Below are 16,665 nucleotides of genomic sequence, written 5' to 3'. Positions count from 1 at the left end.
GCTCCCGTCATCTATCGTTGTGGAGTGCGGCCGGGCGTGTGGCGCTGCCCGAATTTCCGCTGCCACTGGGCCGCCGTGTAGCGCCTGATGCCCCAGCCCACGGGCCGCTTGCGGCTGGCGGCCGTGCCGCTGCCGGGGCCCCAGATGGCCTGGTAGGTGTCGATGCACCGCCCCTGGCGCTGCAGGACCACGAATGCGCTCGCCAGCAGCAGCCACCACAGCGCGAGCGCCAGCCCCATCCAGCGGGGCGCGTCGGCCACCACCAGGCCCAGGACGATCGTGGCGATCGACAGAAGAATGGCGGCATAGCCTCCGGCCTTGTGCACGGATTCAAAGGCCACGCGCCCCGGGGTCATGTCGTAGTGGTCTCCGCGCAGCCGCACGTCGGTGGGGCCGCCCTTGCTGCCCCTGGCCCACGCCGATGCCAGCTGCATGAGCCCCAGCCCCAGCACCCCCCACCCCAGAATGGCGTGCCATGCCGCGGCCTGGCTCACGCCGCGGGCGTTGCCCCAGGCCAGCCCGATGCCTGCCAGCATCAGCGCCATGCCGCCGTACTGCAGCACGCGGTGCGCGTGCCACCAGGTCTTGTTGTCGCGCACCGCTGGCCAGTCCTGGCCGGGCATGATCTTGAAGAAGCGCGCAACCAGCACACCCAGCGGCAGCAGGATGGCCCAGGCCAGAACCATGAGGCGGGCGTGCCAGAAAGCCCACGGCGCGATCTCGTGGTGCGCCGCTCCGCTGATGGGCGTCAGCAGCCACTGCATGAGGCCGTTCATGCACCGCCCCGTGCAGGAAAGCGGGACAGCACGCGCGAGACATCCGGCTCGCGCTGGGTCGCGATCCAGCGTTCGAACTGCAGCGTCTCCATGTTGAGGCAGCCCAGCAGGTCGTTGTCCTGGCTCACGAAGGCCAGCGGCCGCGACGGGTGGAAGCTCAGGGCGATGGCCCGCGCCTCCATCGGCACGTGGGCCAGCTCCCGCAGCGTGGCGGGGTCCACCACGGACAGGCTGCGTTCGCCGTAGTTGGTGACCACCAGCCGGCCGTCCCGGTACAGGTACAGGCGCGTGGGATCGTCGCGCGAGGGCGCCCGGTCCTTGACCTGCATGGTCGCGGTGTCGATCGCGCAAAGCGTGTTGCTCAAGCGGCAGCTCACGTACAGCGTCTTCTCGTCCCCGCTCAGCGCATAGCCTTCGGGTTTCTCGCCGGGAGCGCAGGCCACGGGAGCCACCGTGGCATCGTGGGGCCGGATCCTGGTCACGGTGTGCGACAGCAGGTTCATCGCATAGGCTGTCTGTCCGTCGCGGGTGAGCGCGAACAGGTGGCTCTTGATGCCCCCGGTGCTCGCGGCCCTGCGCGGGGCCGTGTCCGTGGCGGGATGGTCCAGGACCACGAGTTGCGCTCGGTCTTCGCTGAGCGCGTACAGGCGATCCTGTGCGTCCATCTGCATGCCGTGCAGCCGGTTGAAGGGGGCGATGTCGATGCAGCGCACCAGCTTTCTGCGGGCGATGTCCACCTGAAGGATCTGTGTGCCGCCAGCGCCCGGATGGCCCGAGGTTTCCACGCCATAGTGGCCGATGTAGGCATAGGCCTGGTGCGAGTCGATCACGAACTCGTGCGGGAAGTCGGGCAGCGCAATGCTGGCCAGCCGTTCACCGCTGCCGATGTCGTAGTAGCTCAGGCAGTGGCTGCACTTTTCCACCAGAAGCAGGACGTCGTCGGTCATGGCCGGGGGGCTCCGCGTGTGTTGAGAACGATGCTGTACAGCGAGGTGCTGGCGGCGATGAAGAGGGTGTCCCTGCGCGTTCCCCCGAAGGTCACGTTGCCCACCTTCTCGGGCACGGGAATTTTGCCCAGCAGCGTTCCGTCGGGGTGCAGCACCTGCACGCTGTCTTCGCTGCTGGTGTAGATCCGGCCGCGGTGGTCCACGCGGAAACCGTCCGGCACGCCCGGCGAGACCCGGGCGAACACGCGGGGGGCCTCCAGCGCGTGTTCCCGCACGTCGAAGACCACGATGTGGTGGTGGCCCGTGCCGTCCGGGCGCAGCGCGGCCGAGGTGTCGCTCACGTACAGCAGGCTTTCGTCGGGAGAAAAAGCGAGGCCGTTGGGCTCCTGCAGGAACCCGGACGCCTTGTGCAGCTGTCCGTCCGACGGGTCGTAGCAGAACACGTAGTTGCCGCCCAGCTCGGGGGGCGCCTTGTGGCCTTCCCGGTCGCCGAGGATGCCGTAGGGCGGGTCGGTGAACCAGATGCAGCCGTTGCTCTGCACCACCACGTCGTTGGGGGAGTTGAGCCGCTTGCCGTGGAAGTGGCTGACCACCACCTCATCGGGCGTGTCCGCATGCAGGCGCCCCCCGACCTGGGGCGTGCGCACGATGGCGCGTTGCCCGTGGGAGCAATGCAGCAGGTTGCCCGCGCCATCGAGCGCGTGGCCGTTGGTGAAATCGACCTGGTCGCGCCAGACGCTCATGCCGTCGGCGGGGGACCAGCGCAGCATGCGATTGTTGGGAATGTCGCTCCACAGCACCGAATCGTCCTGGGGCAGCCAGACCGGCCCCTCGCTCCAGGCGGCCCCCGTGCACAGCCGCCGCAGCGCCGCGCCCTCGAAGACAGGGGCCAGGCGCGCATCCAGGATGTGGGGTGGTGGAGCGAGGAATTCGGTCACGATCATCCCTGGGCGTGGTGTGCCTTGGCCGTGGCGGACGGCAGGTGGCAGTGGGTGCCCGCCGTGGGCGGGTTGGCTGTCGCCATCCCGGCCTGGCTGTGGCATTGGAAGCGCGCGGCGTGCGGGAGGCGGGGCCCGGCAAAGTCCGCGGGCAGGGCGACGAAGGGCCTGCCCTGGGTGCCTTCATCCCCTTTGGCGCGGACCGCGCCGGCCACGGGGCGAAAGGCTTCCTCGCGGCGGATGCGCGGCGCGGCGGCGGTGGGGTGGGCGGGGCGGCGGTCATCGCTGGCCCACGCGGCAGCCCGGGGCCTGCGGGTGGTGAGGTGATCGCGAGGGCGCATGGCGGGCAGGGCTTTCAATGCGCCCAGCGCAGCACCAGCGGATCGAGCGGGCGTGCGATGGCCAGCAGCTGGCGGCGCACCTCCGGGTGCATGGGCGGCCAGGGCGCGCGCGGTGCGTCGCAGGCGATCACGCGGCCTTCCTTCATCAGCGTCTTGGCCGCCAGGAAGCCCGCCTGGCGGTTCTCGTGGTTGATCAGCGGCAGCCAGCGCTGGTATTCGGCGAAGGCCTGGTCCCTGTCGCCCTGGCGGTGGGCTTCGATGATGGGGCGTATGCCGTCCGCGAACCCGCCGCCCGTCATCGATCCGGTGGCCCCGGCTTCCAGGTCCGCCAGCAGGGTGATGGCCTCCTCCCCGTCCCAGGGGCCTTCGATGGCCTCGCCGCCCAGCGCGATGAGCTCGCGCAGCTTGCTCGCCGCCCCCGCGGTTTCCATCTTGAAGTAGCAGACCTGCTCGATCTCCTGCGCCATCCGGGCCAGGAAGGCCGCAGACAGCGGCGTGCCCGCGGCCGGTGCGTCCTGGACCATGACGGGGATGCCGACGGCGTCGGACACGCCCTGGAAGAAGCTCCGGATGCGTGCCTCGCTGAAGCGGAAGGTGGCGCCGTGGTAGGGCGGCATCACCATCACCATGGCCGCGCCCATGTCCTGTGCGCGGCGGCTGCGCGCGGCGCAGACGGCGGTGCTGGTGTGGGTGGTGGTGACGATGACGGGCACGCGACCCGCCACATGCTCCAGTGCCGTGCGGGTGAGGGTTTCGCGTTCTTCGTCCGACAGCAGGAACTGCTCGGAGAAGTTGGCCAGGATGCACAGGCCGTCCACGCCCGAGTCGATCATGAAGTCCAGGCAGCGCTTCTGGCTGGCCAGGTCGAGCGTGCCGTCCTCGTGGAAGGTGGTGGGCACCACGGGGAAGATGCCACGGTAGCGGGGGGTGGAGCGTCCAGACATGCCGCGGCCCTTATCCGACGATGTGGAACTGGTCGAGGTACTCGGTCTTGAGCGCGAGGCCCAGGCCCGGTGCGTCGTCCCTGAGCTGCAGGAAACCGTTCTCCGCCACGGGCTCGCCATCGAAGAGGTACCAGAACAGTTCGTTGCCGACCTCCACGTCGAAGATGGGGAAGTACTCGGCCATGGGCGAGGCCAGCGTGCTCATGGTCAGGTGGTAGTTGTGCATCTGCCCCGCATGCGGCACCACCGGCACGCTGTGGGCCTCGCACAGGGCGTTGATCTTGTGGGCGGCGGTGATGCCGCCCACGCGGTTGGTGTCGTACTGCACGACGCTCACGGCCTTCTTGTCCAGCAGCTGCCTGAAGCCGTAGAGGCTGAACTCATGCTCTCCGCCCGAAATGGGGATGCTGCCCATGGCATTGAGTTCGGCATAGCCGTCGATGTCGTCGGCGATCACGGGCTCTTCCAGCCAGCGGGGCTCGAACTTCTCGAGCTTGGGCAGCATGCGCCTGGCGTATTCGAGGCTCCAGCCCATGTAGCACTCGAGCATCAGGTCGTTGTCGTAGCCGATGACCTCGCGCACGGCCTCGACGGACCTGAGGTTTTCCTGCACGCCCTGCTGCAGATGGGCGGGCCCGTAGCCGAAGCGCATCTTGAATGCGGTGAAGCCCTGGTCCAGGAACTTCTGCGCTTCGGCCTGCATGGCGTCCAGGTCGGTGCGGTAGAGCTTGGAGTAGTAGCAGGGGATCTTTTCCTTGGTGCGCCCGCCCAGCAGCTTGAACACCGGCTTGTTCACGCTCTTGCCCAGGATGTCCCAGATGGCCAGGTCCACAGCCGAGATGGCGGCCATGGTCACGCCCTTGCGGCCCCAGGCATGGGTGGCGCGGTACATGCGCTGCCACAGGTACTCGTAGTCCCAGGGGTCCTGTCCGATGACCAGCGGCGCGAGGTACTCGTCGATGATGGCCTTGGCGATGCGCGGCGCCAGCGCCACGTTGCCCAGCCCCACGATGCCGTCATCGGTCTCCATCTCCACCACGGTCCAAGAGTGGAAGCGGAAGGTGCTCATGGTCTCGGTCCTGGAGTAGACGAGGTCCATGGCGTTGGCGCAGAAGTTGTCCTGGGGCGCGATGGTCTTGCCCTTCCATTCGTAGACGCGCGCGCGGACCGATTTGATTTTCATGGCGATTTCTTTTTTTCTGTCATTCACCGGCCAGCGGGTCGCCCTGGCGGGCGCGCAGCTGGTTCGAGCCCATGCGTGCGGCGATCCGGAATGCGTTGTGCGTGGCATTGACATCGGCCACGCCCCTGCCCGCGATGTCGAAGGCCGTGCCATGGGCGGGCGTGGTGATGGGGATGGGAAGCCCGCCCTGGACGGTGACCCCCCGGCTGAATCCCAGCAGCTTGATCGCGATCTGGCCCTGGTCGTGGTACATGGTCACCACCGCCTGGTAGTGGCCGTCGCGCGCTTTCAGGAACACCGTGTCCGCGGGGAAGGGGCCTTCCGCCGGCACTCCGGCTTCCTGGAGCGTCCTGACGGCCGGCGCGATGATGTCGATCTCCTCGCGTCCGCACATGCCGCCGTCCCCCGCGTGCGGATTGAAGGCCGCCACGGCCACCCTGGGATCGGGGAACCCGCTGTCCCGCAGCGACTGGTGGATGAGCCTGGCGGCGGCCACGATGCGTTCCTGGCTCAGTGCCCGCGCGGCATCCTTGAGGGGAATGTGCGAGGACACCCGCGATGTCCACAGGCGGCCCAGGGTGTTGAACTCGCAGAAGTAGCCCTGCACTCCCAGGTACGCGGCGAAATGGTGCAGTTCGTCCTCGTGGCGGAGCCCGCCCAGCTTCATGGCGTGTTTGTTCAGGGGGGCGAAGCAGATGGCGTCCACATGGGCGGCCTGGGCCGCGTCCATGCAGAGGTTCAGCACCTGAAGGACGGAGGCCCCGCATTCCGCCGCCACGTGGCCGCAGCGGACCTTGCCGGCATCGATGGACGCCACCGGCACAAAGGCAGGCCGGTCCTGTTGGGGGCGGTCGCGCACTTCGGCCAGCGTCGCGACGGGGTGTGTCGGCACGGCGACGCCAGCGGTCTGCTGGCCGGCATTCCACACCCAGATGTCGCCCACCACGACCACGTTGGCCTCCTCGTGGACGTCAGGCCGGCTGAGCAGCTTCGCGATGAGCTCAGGACCGATGCCCGCGGGGTCGCCCAGGGTCAGGGCCACGACCGGTTTTGCGGCGTTTGTCATGGATGGGATTCGGTTTTGGGTGGTGTCGCCTGCTGCATGTGGGCCGATTATTGGGAGGCGGATAGTTAACGTAAATTCAAAAATTGAGCATAACTAATAATCACTGGTTATGATTTGACGCTGGGTTTTCCCGTAAGCCAGAGGCGGTTCCTCCATGCACAAAACAAGTCCTTTTGTCGTCTCGCAACTGCTCAACCGGCTGCGCATGCGGCAGGTCGCCCTCATGCTGGCTTTTGCCGAACATGGCACCTTGCGGGGGGCGGCGGTCGAGCTGGGAATGAGCCAGCCCGCCGCCACGAAGATGATTCAGGAGCTGGAGTCGGCGCTGGGGCAGCGCCTGTTCGAACGCGAGGGGCGGGGGCAGCGGATGACACCGGCCGGCGAGCGCGTGCTGGGGTACTTCCAGGGCATGCGCGGCTCGATGGAGTCCATGGCCCGCGAACTCGATGAACTGAAACTGGGAAGCGCGGGGCGCCTGGCGGTGGGCTGCATCATGGCGCCGCTGCCCACCTTGCTGAACCAGGCCATCATCGCGTTCAACAAGACCTATCCGCTGACCACCATCCAGGTGACGCTGGACACCAGCGACAGGCTGGTCGAACTGCTCAAGGACGGCCTGATCGACATCGCCATCGGGCGCGTGCGGCCGGAGCACAAGGCCCTGTTCGGCTTTCAGCCGCTGGCCAACGAGTCGCTGGCCGTAGTGGTGGGAGTGGGGCATCCGCTGTCCAAGAAAAGGCAGGTTCCCTTCTCCAGCTTGCTGGACTACCCCTGGATACTGCAGCCCTCCGGCAGCCCCATGCGCGAGGTGCTGGACCAGGAGTTCCGCTCGCTCCACGCGCCGCCGCCCCGTGGCCTGATCGAGACGGCCTCCATCCTGACCACCATGCAGCTGATCGCGGACACCACCATGGTGGCCGTGATTCCGCTGTCGATCGCCACGATCTATGCGCGGCACCATCTGCTCAAGATCCTGCCCTGCCACATCAAGCACAAGATGGGCGAGTTCGGCGCCATCACGCGCAGGGACCGCCCCCTGCCACAGGCCGCGCGCTACTTCCTGTCGGCGCTGCATCGCAGCCGCCCGCCGCCGCCGCAGGCGTAGCGGCCGCGCAGGGGACGGCCCGGGCTCATTTGTTTTTGTGATCGTCCCATGTGCGTAAGCAATTTGACGCCCCCGCGGGCCTCGTCGACACTGCGCTCGCCAGCCTGCGGTATGCAGGCGGCTTCATAACCACCGCTGCGCGCCCCCCACGATCCCGATCCATGAATCCTGCACCCGAAGCCCCCACCGTGGCCGCCGTGTCCGTCAACGACATGCGCGAGCGCATCCGCCGCAAGAGCCGCCTGAAGGGCCGCCAGCCCGAGGATGCCGCGCTGGCCGAGGTGGCGCAGCTGCTGGGGCCGCGCCCGGCCGATGGTTTTCGGCGCGATCTGCTCATCGAATACCTGCACCGGCTGAACGACCACTTTGGCGTGCTGCACGACCGCCACCTGGTGGCGCTGGCCAAGCAGCTCAACCGCCCGATGGCCGAGGTGTATGAAGTGGCCAGCTTCTACCACCACTTCGACATCGTGCGCGGCGAGGATGCCCAGGCCCCGCGCCTGGTGCTGCGGGTGTGCGACAGCCTGAGCTGCAGCCTGGCCGGAGCACATGAACTGCTGGCCGAGCTGCCCGGGCGCCTGCGCGCGATGAACCTTGGTGCAGGGCAGGGCGATGTGCAGGTGGTGGCCGTGCCCTGCGTGGGCCGCTGCGAGCAGGCGCCCGTGGCCGTGGTGCACCAGTGCCCGGTGCCACACGCCACGGTGGATGCCGTGCTGGACACCATCATTTCGAAGCCAAATCGGGCCCTGGCGCTTCATCCACAAGCGCTGGCAGCTATCAATTTTGATATTGCCGCGCTGGCCGAACACAGCGTGCCTGCGCAGCCAGACCCGGTCAGTCCCGCCCACACCGACCTCGCCACCTACCGCGCGCACGGCGGCTACCAGACGGCCGCCGCGCTGGTCAACGGCGAAATGGATGCCGAGGCAGTGCTCTCGGCCATGGAGAACTCGGGCCTGCGCGGCCTGGGGGGCGCAGGCTTTCCGGCGGGACGCAAATGGCGCATCGTGCGCGACCAGCCCGCGCCACGGCTGATGGCCGTCAACATCGACGAGGGCGAGCCCGGCACCTTCAAGGACCGCACCTACCTCGAACGCGACCCGCACCGCTTTCTGGAAGGCGTGCTCATCGCCGCCCAGGTGGTGGGCACCGAAGCCATCTACATCTACCTGCGCGACGAGTACCACGGCTGCCGCGCGCTGCTGCAGGCGGCGCTGCGGGATTTGCGCGCCGAACCGCCATGCCCCTTGCCGCACATCGAGCTGCGGCGCGGCGCGGGTGCCTACATCTGCGGTGAAGAGTCGGCCATGATCGAGAGCATCGAAGGCAAACGTGGCGAGCCCCGCATGCGCCCGCCCTACATCGCGCAGGTGGGCCTGTTCGGCCGGCCCACGCTGGAGCACAACTTCGAGACGCTGTACTGGGTGCGCGACATCATCGAGCGCGGGCCCGAGTGGTTTGCCAGCTTTGGCCGCCACGGGCGCAAGGGGCTGCGCAGTTTCAGCGTGAGCGGACGCGTGAAGCATCCCGGCGTCAAGCTCGCGCCTGCGGGCATCACGGTGCAGGAACTCATCGATGAATACTGCGGCGGCATGCCCGACGGCCACCAGCTGTATGCCTACCTGCCCGGCGGCGCGTCGGGCGGCATCCTTCCCGCCAGCCTGAGCAACATCCCGCTCGACTTCGATACGCTGCAGCCCCACGGCTGCTTCATCGGCTCGGCCGCCGTCATCGTGCTCAGCCAGCACGACCGGGCCCGCGATGCGGCGCTGAACGTGATGCGCTTCTTCGAGCACGAAAGCTGCGGCCAGTGCACGCCCTGCCGGGTGGGCACGGCCAAGGCTGCGGCGTTGATGCGCGCCCCGCAGTGGGATGAAGAACTGCTCGACGACCTGGCCCAGGTGATGGGCGATGCGTCGATCTGCGGCCTGGGCCAGGCGGCGCCCAACCCCATCCGCTGCATCCACAAATATTTTGCCCACGAGGTGGGCGAGGCGCCCTGGCCAGGCGACCTGCCCAGGCCGCGCAACAGCCCGCTCGCCGAGCAACTGCCCGGAGGGCTGCAGCCATGAGCGCCGTGTTGACATCCACGGCGGCGCGGCCTGGCGTGGCCTTCGAGCTGGACGGCCAGCCCGTCACCGCCCACGCCGGTGAAACCATCCTCAAAGCCGCGCAGCGCCATGGCGTGGACATTCCCCACCTTTGCTACACCGACGGCCTGCGCCCCGACGGCAATTGCCGCGCCTGCGTGGTCGAGATCGCCGGCGAGCGCACGCTCGCCCCCAGCTGCTGCCGCGCGCCGACCGAGGGCATGAAGGTGTCGGCCGCCAGCCCGCGCGCCCGCAAGAGCCAGCAGATGGTGGTGGAGATGCTGCTGTCGGACATGCCCGATGTGGGCTATCGCTGGAACGACGACCAATCAAATACTCCTGAATTGATAGCTGGTGGCGCTTATCCATCAATCGCTAGCGGCAAATTTGATTCAAATATTTCAGAAACGGTAGGCCAGCACGGCGAACTGAGCGAGTGGGCCGACCGCCTGGGCGTGGCCGTGCGCCCGGCCCTCAAGGCCCTGCGCCGCGAGCAGCCCGCGCCCGACCTGAGCCACCCGGCCATGGCGGTGAACCTGGACGCCTGCATCCAGTGCAACCGCTGCGTGCGCGCCTGCCGCGAGGAACAGGTCAACGATGTGATCGGCTACGCGCTGCGCGGCGCGCAGAGCAAGATCGTCTTCGACCTCGACGACCCCATGGCCGAGAGCGCCTGCGTGGCCTGCGGCGAATGCGTGCAGGCCTGCCCCACGGGCGCGCTCAGTCCCAAGACGCACATCGGCCCGCAGGCGGTGGACCGCAAGGTCGATTCGGTCTGCCCGTTCTGCGGCGTGGGCTGCCTCATCACCTACAACGTGCGCGATGAAAAAATCATCAGCGTCGAGGGCCGCGACGGCCCGGCCAACCACGGCCGCCTGTGTGTGAAAGGGCGCTTTGGTTTCGACTACGCCCACCACCCCGACCGCCTGACGGTGCCGCTGATCCGCAAGAGCGGCGTGCCCAAGGAGGTGCGGCCCTACGGCGCCGACTGGCGCGATACCTTCCGCGAAGCGACCTGGGACGAGGCGCTCGGCCTGGCCGCCGGCACGCTCAGGTCGCTGCGCGACACGCACGGCCCCAAGGCGCTCGCAGGCTTTGGATCGGCCAAGGGCAGCAACGAAGAGGCCTACCTGTTCCAGAAGCTGGTGCGCACCGGCTTTGGCAGCAACAACGTGGACCACTGCACGCGGCTGTGCCACGCCTCCAGCGTGGCCGCGTTGCTCGAAGGTGTGGGCTCGGGCGCGGTGAGCAACCCGGTGAACGACGTGGAGCATGCCGGGCTGATCTTCGTGATCGGCTCCAACCCCACGGCCAACCACCCCGTGGCGGCCACCTGGATGAAGAACGCCGCGCAGCGTGGCGCGAAGATCGTGCTGGCCGATCCGCGCATCACCGACATCGGCCGCCATGCCTGGCGCACACTGCAGTTCAAGGCCGACACCGACGTGGCCATGCTCAACGCGCTGATCCACACGGTGATCGACGAAGGCCTGGTGGATGAAGCCTTCATCCGCGACCGCGCCAACAACTTCGAGGCCTTGAAGGCTAACGTGATGGGCTGCAGCCCCGAGGCCATGGCCCCGGTGTGCGGAATCCCGGCCGAGACGCTGCGCGAGGTGGCGCGGGCGTTTGCAAAAAGCAAAGCCTCGATGATTCTGTGGGGCATGGGCGTAAGCCAGCACGTGCACGGCACCGACAACGCGCGCTGTCTGATCGCGCTGTGCGCCGTCACCGGCCAGATCGGCAAGCCCGGCTCCGGCCTGCACCCGCTGCGCGGCCAGAACAACGTGCAGGGCGCGAGCGACGCGGGGCTGATCCCCATGATGTTCCCCAATTACCAGCGGGTGGACAACGCGGAGGCGCATGCCTGGTTCGAGGACTTCTGGGGCGCCCGGCTCGATGAGGCGCCGGGCTACACCGTGGTCGAGATCATGCACAAGGCCCTGGCCGACGACAGCGACCCGCACAAGGTGCGCGGCATGTACATCATGGGCGAGAACCCCGCCATGAGCGACCCCGACCTGAACCACGCGCGCCACGCGCTGGCCAGCCTGTCGCACCTGGTGGTGCAGGACATCTTTTTGACCGAGACCGCCTGGCTGGCCGACGTGGTGCTGCCCGCCAGCGCCTGGCCCGAAAAGACCGGCACCGCCAGCAACACCGACCGCATGGTGCAGATGGGCCGCCGCGCCCTGAACCCGCCCGGCGAAGCGCAGCCGGACCTGTGGATCATCCAGCAGATCGCCGCGCGCATGGGGCTTGGCTGGAACTACGAAGGCGAAGAGTCCGGCGTGGCCGCTGTCTACGACGAAATGCGCCAGGCCATGCACGCCAGCATCGAGGGCATCACCTGGGACCGCCTCGCGCGCGACTCCAGCGTGACCTACCCCTGCCTCACGGAGGGCGACCCGGGCCAGCCCATCGTCTTCACCGAAACATTCCCCACGCCCACGGGCCGCCTGCAGCTGGTGCCCGCCAGCGTGATCCCGGCGGCCGAAAAGCCCGATGCCGACTACCCCCTGGTGCTCATCACCGGCCGCCAGCTGGAGCACTGGCACACGGGCAGCATGACCCGGCGCAGCACGGTGCTCGACGCCATCGAGCCCATGGCCACCGCATCGCTGCATGGCGACGAACTGGCGCGGCTGGGCGTGGCGCCCGGGGCGCTGGTGGGCATCCGCTCGCGGCGCGGCATGGTGCAGGTGCGCGTGCGGCGGGACGACGGCACGCCGCGCGGCACCGTGTTCATGCCGTTTGCGTATGTGGAGGCGGCGGCCAACCTGCTGACCAACGCGGCGCTGGACCCGTTCGGCAAGATCCCCGAGTTCAAGTACTGCGCGGTGGCCGTCGAGCGGCTGGAGGTGGCGCAGGCCAATGCGCCGCACTGAGAACCCGCAAAGCCGCCTGGTTTTGCCTGAGCGCCGGCTGAGGGCGGAGTACAGTCAACGCCCATGACCGAACGCCCCCACACCGACGTTGCCGTGATCATGCGCTGCGAGCGCATCGACAACCGCTGGCAGCCCTGGCGCTGGTCGCTGGCCGAGGTGGTGATCAACGAGCCCACCTTCGGCACCGCGCCGCGCCGCCTGCTCAGCGACGAGCGCGAGCAGCGCTGGCTGTTCCCCGGCTTCGTGGTGGAGCTGTTCCGCGACGATGCCGAGGGGTACCACCTCAACCTCACCTCGCCGGCCCCGTGCTGGTTCGTGCTGTGGCGCCGCGATGAGGACACCGGCACGGGCGAGATCCCGCTGGCGCGCCCCGTGGCCGTGAGCCTGAGCTACCACGACGCCGGCCGCTGGCTGGACGCGCAGGAAACCGTGGAGCAGGTGCCCGCCCCGCCCGAGGTGCTGGAGGTGCTGCGCGCCTTCGTGGCCGAGCACTACCAGCCCGAGCCCAAGCGCAGGAAGCGCCCCGACAGCTTCCGCCCGCTGCAGGACCGTTTTGGCAACCCTGCGGCCGTTTCCACCGAGAAACAGCGCGGCGGCGGCGGGCGTGGTGGTGGTGGCGTCGTGGAGCAGGGAAGGGCAGACCGTGGCTGACGGATTCCTCGGGCGCTGGTCGCGCCGCAAGCAGGAGGTGCGCGAGGGCAAGCCGGTGGCAGACCCACCGCCCGCCGCCGCACTGCCCCCCGTGCCGGCGCAGGGCTTGCCCGTCACGGCAGCGGCGACGGGGCAGGCCGCCCATCCCCCAGCGGCGGACAACCCGCCGCCCGTCGACCCGGCGCCACCGCCGCCCACGCTGGCCGATGCCCAAGCGCTCACGCCCGCGTCCGACTTCAAGCCCTTCGTGCAGCGCGCGGTCTCGCCCGAGGTGCGCAACCTGGCGATGAAGAAGCTGTTCGCCGACCCGCACTTCAACGTGATGGACGGCCTGGACATCTACATCGGCGACTACACGCAGCCCGATCCCTTGCCCGAGGGCATGCTGCGCAAAATGGCCAGCGCCCATGCCATGGGCTTCTTCGACCATGAAAAGCCCTCCCCGGACGCGGAGGGCGCTGCGGCAAAGCCCCCGGGTCCCGCTCAGCATCGGGATGATGCGGAGGCGCAAGAGGCCGCGGGCGTGGCACAGTCGGGGGTATGCACCGCTGTTCCTAGCGAGTCCTCCAGCGAGCCCGGCGCGCCCGCGCTGTCCCCCACCGGGACAGCCGACGCGCCAGCCAGCCAACCCGACCATGACCACGACGCTCATCTGCGACTGCAACCAGACGATGCCCCTCGACGCGAAGGCGTTGGGCGCGGCACTGCATGACGACCAGGGCCTGACCCTTCACTCCACGCTGTGCCGGCGCGAAGCCGGCGCTTTCCAGCAGGCCATCAAGACCGGCCAGGACGTGGTGGTGGCCTGCACGCAGGAGCAGCGCCTGTTCGCCGAGCTGGGCCAGCAGACCGAGGGCGCCATCTCCCCCCTCCGCTTCGTCAACATCCGCGAGACCGGCGGCTGGAGCCGCGATGCGAGCCAGGCCACCCCCAAGATCGCGGCGCTGCTGGCCGCCGCGCAGTTGCCCGAGCCCGCACCCGTGCCCACGGTCACGTTCAGGAGCGCAGGGCGCCTTCTGATCATCGGGCCGCTGGATGCGGCCGAGCGTGCGGCGGCCATGGTGTCCGACGTGCTGGAGGTGACGGTGTTCACCCAGGGACCGGGCGCTGCGGGGGGCGCGCAGGCACGGCGCTTTCCGGTGCTGGGCGGGCGCATCACGGGCGTTGCTGGCTGGCTGGGCGCGTTCGATGTGCAATGGACGGCCGACAACCCCATCGACCTGGACCTGTGCACCCGCTGCAATGCCTGCGTGGCCGCGTGCCCCGAAAACGCCATCGGGCTGGACTACCAGATCGACCTGTCGGCCTGCCAGTCGCACCGCACTTGCGTGAAGGTCTGCCAGGTGGCGGGCGCCATCGACTTCACCCGCGAAGCCGCGCCGCACACCGAGCGCTTCGACATGGTGCTCGACCTGCGCGCGGCCACGGCCACGCCCACCTTCGTGCAGCACGCGCTGCCGCAGGGGTACTTCCGCTGGGACGGCCGCGACATCGCCACGCTGCTGCGCCTGCGCGAACTGGTGGGCGAGTTCGAGAAACCCAAGTTCTTTGCCTACAAGCAAAAGCTGTGCGCCCACAGCCGCAATGAAACCGTGGGCTGCAATGCCTGCGTGGACATCTGCTCGGCCGAGGCCATTGCCAGCGACAAGAGCCGCCAACAAATCAAGGTGAACCCGCATTTGTGCGTGGGCTGCGGTGCCTGCACCACGGTGTGCCCCACGGGCGCGTTGACCTATGCCTACCCCGGCGCCACGGACCAGGGCACGAAGCTCAAGACGCTGCTGTCCACCTATGCCGCGGCCGGCGGCAAGGACGCCGTGGTGCTGCTGCACAGCCAGGAGCGCGGGCAGGCGCTGGTGGAGGAATTGGGCCGCGCGGCGCAACTCAAGGTGGCGCACGGCGTGCCGGCGCGGGTGATTCCGGTGGCGGTGTGGCACACGGCCAGCCTGGGCGTGGACCTGTGGCTGAGCGCCGTGGCTTACGGTGCCTCGCAGGTCGTGGTGCTGGTGACCGATGAAGAAGCGCCGCAGTACCTCGAAGGCCTGCAGGCGCAGATGGATGTGGCGCAGGCCATCCTGCGCGGGCTGGGCTACACGGGCAGCCACCTGCAGTTGGTCAAAGCGGTGCATCCCACGGCGCTCGATGCCGCGCTGCAGGCGCTGGGGCAGACCCGCCAGGCCACGCCCGCCGTGGCCGCGCGCTTCGCCGTGGCGCAGGAAAAGCGCAGCACGCTGGAGATGGCGCTGGACCATCTCATCGACCACGCGCCAGCCCCGGCCACGGTGCGGCCCGATGCCATTGCGCTGCCGGCCGCGGGCTCCCCGCTGGGCAGCATCACCGTGGACAAGGACCGCTGCACGCTGTGCCTGAGCTGCGTGAGCGCGTGCCCCGCCAGCGCCCTGCAGGACAACCCGCAACTGCCCCAGTTGCGCTTCATCGAGAAGAACTGCGTGCAGTGCGGCCTGTGCGCCACCACCTGTCCCGAGGACGCGATCACCCTGCAGCCGCGCCTGTTGCTCACGCCCGAGCGCGCGCAGCTGCGCGTGCTCAACGAAGCCAAGCCCTGGGCCTGTGTGCGCTGCAGCAAGCCGTTTGGCACGGTCAAGGCCATCGAGGCCATGCTGGGCAAGCTCTCGGGCCATCCCATGTTCCAGGGCGAGGCGCTGGAGCGCCTGAAGATGTGCAGCGACTGCCGCGTGATCGACCTGTATTCCTCCCAAAGCGAAGCGAAAGTGACGGACCTGTGAGCGCCCAACCTTCAATGACCACCCCCGGCAGCGCGGCGCTGGACGAAGAAACCGCGCGCGCCGAGCTGTATGGCCTGCTGTCGCAGCTGTACTACGCGGCGCCCGGCCCCGAACTGCTGTCCGCCCTGCGCGTGGCCGTGACGGAGGCTCCGGCCGCTGGCGGCTTTCTGCAGGAGCCCTGGCAGCAACTGGTGGGTGCGGCGCGCGCGCTGGATGATGCGGCCGTGGCGCTGGAGTTCGACCGCCTGTTCGGCGGCGTGGGCAAGCCCGAGGTCTACCTGTACGCATCGCACTACCTGAGCGGCTTCCTGAACGAAAAGCCCCTGGCCCGCCTGCGCACCGACCTGGCCCGCCTGGGTTTGGCGCGTGATGAGGCGGCCATGCCCGAGACCGAAGACCACATCGCCTACCTGTGCGAGGTGATGCGCTACCTGATTGCCGGTGACGACGTGGCCGTGTGCAACCTGGCGTCCCAGCGCGACTTTTTTGCAACGCACCTGCAGCCCTGGACCGGGGCGCTGTGCGATGCGCTGGCGGCCCACCCCCAGGCCCGCCTGTATGCGGCGCTGGCCGCATTCACGCGGGCTTTCGTGGCCGTGGAGGCGCAGGGCTTCGACATGCTCGATTGAGCGGGGCGCGCTCGCGGCGTCTGGCCGGGCCGCTATAAAAGGTGAGTAACTTGGTGGGAGGTATTTGCCTCAATTGCAGTGTTGCACTCAGTGACATAGACTGTATGAACAGCCTTTCATAGCTGCCAGCCATTCTGGAGACAAGCATGCAGAACAGCCAACCCCCATCCTCGCGCCGCAGCTTCTTTGCCGGCGCCGCCACCGTCGGCGCCGCAGCGGCCGCCGTGGTGGCCCTTCCCCAGGTGGCGCCGTCTTCCGATGCGGCAGTGTCCGCGCCCCCCCGCGTGGCGCCGGAGAAGGGCGGCGGGTACCACCTGTCCGCCCATGTGAAGCAGTACTACAAGACCACCCAACTCTGAC

General features: G+C 68.6%; 15 protein-coding genes. 8 read left to right on the top strand and 7 right to left on the bottom strand.

The window, feature by feature from the left end:
- Positions 1-11: 11 nt before the first annotated feature.
- Genes AC07PV_RS20095 through AC07PV_RS20065 form a run of 7 tightly spaced genes read right to left on the bottom strand, consistent with a single transcriptional unit; the run spans position 12 to position 6,195 of the window.
- On the bottom strand, positions 12-776 hold the full coding sequence (locus AC07PV_RS20095) for a cytochrome b561 domain-containing protein (protein ID WP_218295874.1): 765 nt from the start codon (positions 774-776) through the stop codon (positions 12-14).
- Entirely contained in the window at positions 773-1,723 is a 951-nt protein-coding gene (locus AC07PV_RS20090; RefSeq protein ID WP_218339535.1) for a YncE family protein, read from the bottom strand. Before AC07PV_RS20090 ends, AC07PV_RS20095 begins: the two co-directional genes overlap by 4 nt.
- Positions 1,720-2,667, bottom strand: coding sequence for an SMP-30/gluconolactonase/LRE family protein (locus AC07PV_RS20085; RefSeq protein ID WP_218339534.1), 948 nt, complete (start codon positions 2,665-2,667; stop codon positions 1,720-1,722). Before AC07PV_RS20085 ends, AC07PV_RS20090 begins: the two co-directional genes overlap by 4 nt.
- A complete protein-coding gene (locus tag AC07PV_RS20080; RefSeq protein ID WP_218295871.1) occupies positions 2,664-3,002 on the bottom strand; it encodes a hypothetical protein in 339 nt (112 codons plus the stop codon). The genes AC07PV_RS20085 and AC07PV_RS20080 overlap by 4 nt, the downstream gene beginning before the upstream one ends.
- 14 nt (positions 3,003-3,016) lie before the next feature.
- The gene (locus AC07PV_RS20075) at positions 3,017-3,946 is read right to left on the bottom strand and encodes a dihydrodipicolinate synthase family protein (protein WP_494631152.1); all 930 of its coding nucleotides are present in this window, start codon (positions 3,944-3,946) and stop codon (positions 3,017-3,019) included.
- A gap of 10 nt (positions 3,947-3,956) precedes the next feature.
- Complete coding sequence (locus AC07PV_RS20070; protein ID WP_218295869.1) at positions 3,957-5,129, bottom strand: L-rhamnonate dehydratase; 1,173 nt, start codon at positions 5,127-5,129, stop codon at positions 3,957-3,959.
- A 19-nt stretch (positions 5,130-5,148) separates the two neighbouring features.
- The gene (locus AC07PV_RS20065; protein WP_369643157.1) at positions 5,149-6,195 is read right to left on the bottom strand and encodes a 4-hydroxythreonine-4-phosphate dehydrogenase PdxA; all 1,047 of its coding nucleotides are present in this window, start codon (positions 6,193-6,195) and stop codon (positions 5,149-5,151) included.
- 154 nt (positions 6,196-6,349) lie between these two features.
- On the opposite strand from AC07PV_RS20065, the gene AC07PV_RS20060 reads away from it, so the two are divergent.
- From AC07PV_RS20060 to AC07PV_RS20025, 8 genes are all read left to right on the top strand, one after another.
- Positions 6,350-7,300: a LysR family transcriptional regulator gene (locus tag AC07PV_RS20060; RefSeq protein ID WP_218295868.1), complete on the top strand. Its 951-nt coding sequence runs from the start codon at positions 6,350-6,352 to the stop codon at positions 7,298-7,300.
- A 161-nt stretch (positions 7,301-7,461) separates the two neighbouring features.
- Entirely contained in the window at positions 7,462-9,372 is a 1,911-nt protein-coding gene (locus AC07PV_RS20055) for an NADH-ubiquinone oxidoreductase-F iron-sulfur binding region domain-containing protein (protein WP_494631151.1), read from the top strand.
- A complete protein-coding gene (gene fdhF / locus AC07PV_RS20050; protein ID WP_494631150.1) occupies positions 9,369-12,278 on the top strand; it encodes a formate dehydrogenase subunit alpha in 2,910 nt (969 codons plus the stop codon). The genes AC07PV_RS20055 and fdhF overlap by 4 nt, the downstream gene beginning before the upstream one ends.
- A gap of 63 nt (positions 12,279-12,341) precedes the next feature.
- On the top strand, positions 12,342-12,929 hold the full coding sequence (locus tag AC07PV_RS20045; RefSeq protein WP_218339528.1) for a DUF3305 domain-containing protein: 588 nt from the start codon (positions 12,342-12,344) through the stop codon (positions 12,927-12,929).
- Positions 12,922-13,641 carry a DUF3306 domain-containing protein gene (locus AC07PV_RS20040; protein ID WP_218339527.1) on the top strand — a complete coding sequence of 240 codons (720 nt, stop codon included), beginning with the start codon at positions 12,922-12,924 and terminating at the stop codon, positions 13,639-13,641. The genes AC07PV_RS20045 and AC07PV_RS20040 overlap by 8 nt, the downstream gene beginning before the upstream one ends.
- Complete coding sequence (locus AC07PV_RS20035; RefSeq protein ID WP_494631207.1) at positions 13,601-15,676, top strand: 4Fe-4S binding protein; 2,076 nt, start codon at positions 13,601-13,603, stop codon at positions 15,674-15,676. The genes AC07PV_RS20040 and AC07PV_RS20035 overlap by 41 nt, the downstream gene beginning before the upstream one ends.
- A 14-nt stretch (positions 15,677-15,690) precedes the next feature.
- Positions 15,691-16,305 carry a TorD/DmsD family molecular chaperone gene (locus AC07PV_RS20030; protein WP_494631148.1) on the top strand — a complete coding sequence of 205 codons (615 nt, stop codon included), beginning with the start codon at positions 15,691-15,693 and terminating at the stop codon, positions 16,303-16,305.
- A 146-nt stretch (positions 16,306-16,451) separates the two neighbouring features.
- Positions 16,452-16,664, top strand: a complete 213-nt coding sequence (locus tag AC07PV_RS20025; RefSeq protein ID WP_492807080.1) for a formate dehydrogenase — start codon at positions 16,452-16,454, stop codon at positions 16,662-16,664.
- The last annotated feature ends 1 nt before the right edge of the window (position 16,665 follow it).

The organism is Acidovorax sp. GW821-FHT09A11 (assembly GCF_059418365.1).
This window is presented reverse-complemented; position numbering and strand designations above follow the sequence as displayed.

What these genes read in the sequence shown, in the direction of transcription:
- AC07PV_RS20095 (WP_218295874.1), bottom strand. Translation starts at nt 776, where the DNA reads ATGAACGGCCTCATGCAGTGGCTGCTGACGCCCATCAGCGGAGCGGCG.
- AC07PV_RS20090 (WP_218339535.1), bottom strand. Translation starts at nt 1,723, where the DNA reads ATGACCGACGACGTCCTGCTTCTGGTGGAAAAGTGCAGCCACTGCCTG.
- AC07PV_RS20085 (WP_218339534.1), bottom strand. Translation starts at nt 2,667, where the DNA reads ATGATCGTGACCGAATTCCTCGCTCCACCACCCCACATCCTGGATGCG.
- AC07PV_RS20080 (WP_218295871.1), bottom strand. Translation starts at nt 3,002, where the DNA reads ATGCGCCCTCGCGATCACCTCACCACCCGCAGGCCCCGGGCTGCCGCG.
- AC07PV_RS20075 (WP_494631152.1), bottom strand. Translation starts at nt 3,946, where the DNA reads ATGTCTGGACGCTCCACCCCCCGCTACCGTGGCATCTTCCCCGTGGTG.
- AC07PV_RS20070 (WP_218295869.1), bottom strand. Translation starts at nt 5,129, where the DNA reads ATGAAAATCAAATCGGTCCGCGCGCGCGTCTACGAATGGAAGGGCAAG.
- AC07PV_RS20065 (WP_369643157.1), bottom strand. Translation starts at nt 6,195, where the DNA reads ATGACAAACGCCGCAAAACCGGTCGTGGCCCTGACCCTGGGCGACCCC.
- AC07PV_RS20060 (WP_218295868.1), top strand. Translation starts at nt 6,350, where the DNA reads ATGCACAAAACAAGTCCTTTTGTCGTCTCGCAACTGCTCAACCGGCTG.
- AC07PV_RS20055 (WP_494631151.1), top strand. Translation starts at nt 7,462, where the DNA reads ATGAATCCTGCACCCGAAGCCCCCACCGTGGCCGCCGTGTCCGTCAAC.
- fdhF (WP_494631150.1), top strand. Translation starts at nt 9,369, where the DNA reads ATGAGCGCCGTGTTGACATCCACGGCGGCGCGGCCTGGCGTGGCCTTC.
- AC07PV_RS20045 (WP_218339528.1), top strand. Translation starts at nt 12,342, where the DNA reads ATGACCGAACGCCCCCACACCGACGTTGCCGTGATCATGCGCTGCGAG.
- AC07PV_RS20035 (WP_494631207.1), top strand. Translation starts at nt 13,601, where the DNA reads ATGCCCCTCGACGCGAAGGCGTTGGGCGCGGCACTGCATGACGACCAG.
- AC07PV_RS20030 (WP_494631148.1), top strand. Translation starts at nt 15,691, where the DNA reads ATGACCACCCCCGGCAGCGCGGCGCTGGACGAAGAAACCGCGCGCGCC.
- AC07PV_RS20025 (WP_492807080.1), top strand. Translation starts at nt 16,452, where the DNA reads ATGCAGAACAGCCAACCCCCATCCTCGCGCCGCAGCTTCTTTGCCGGC.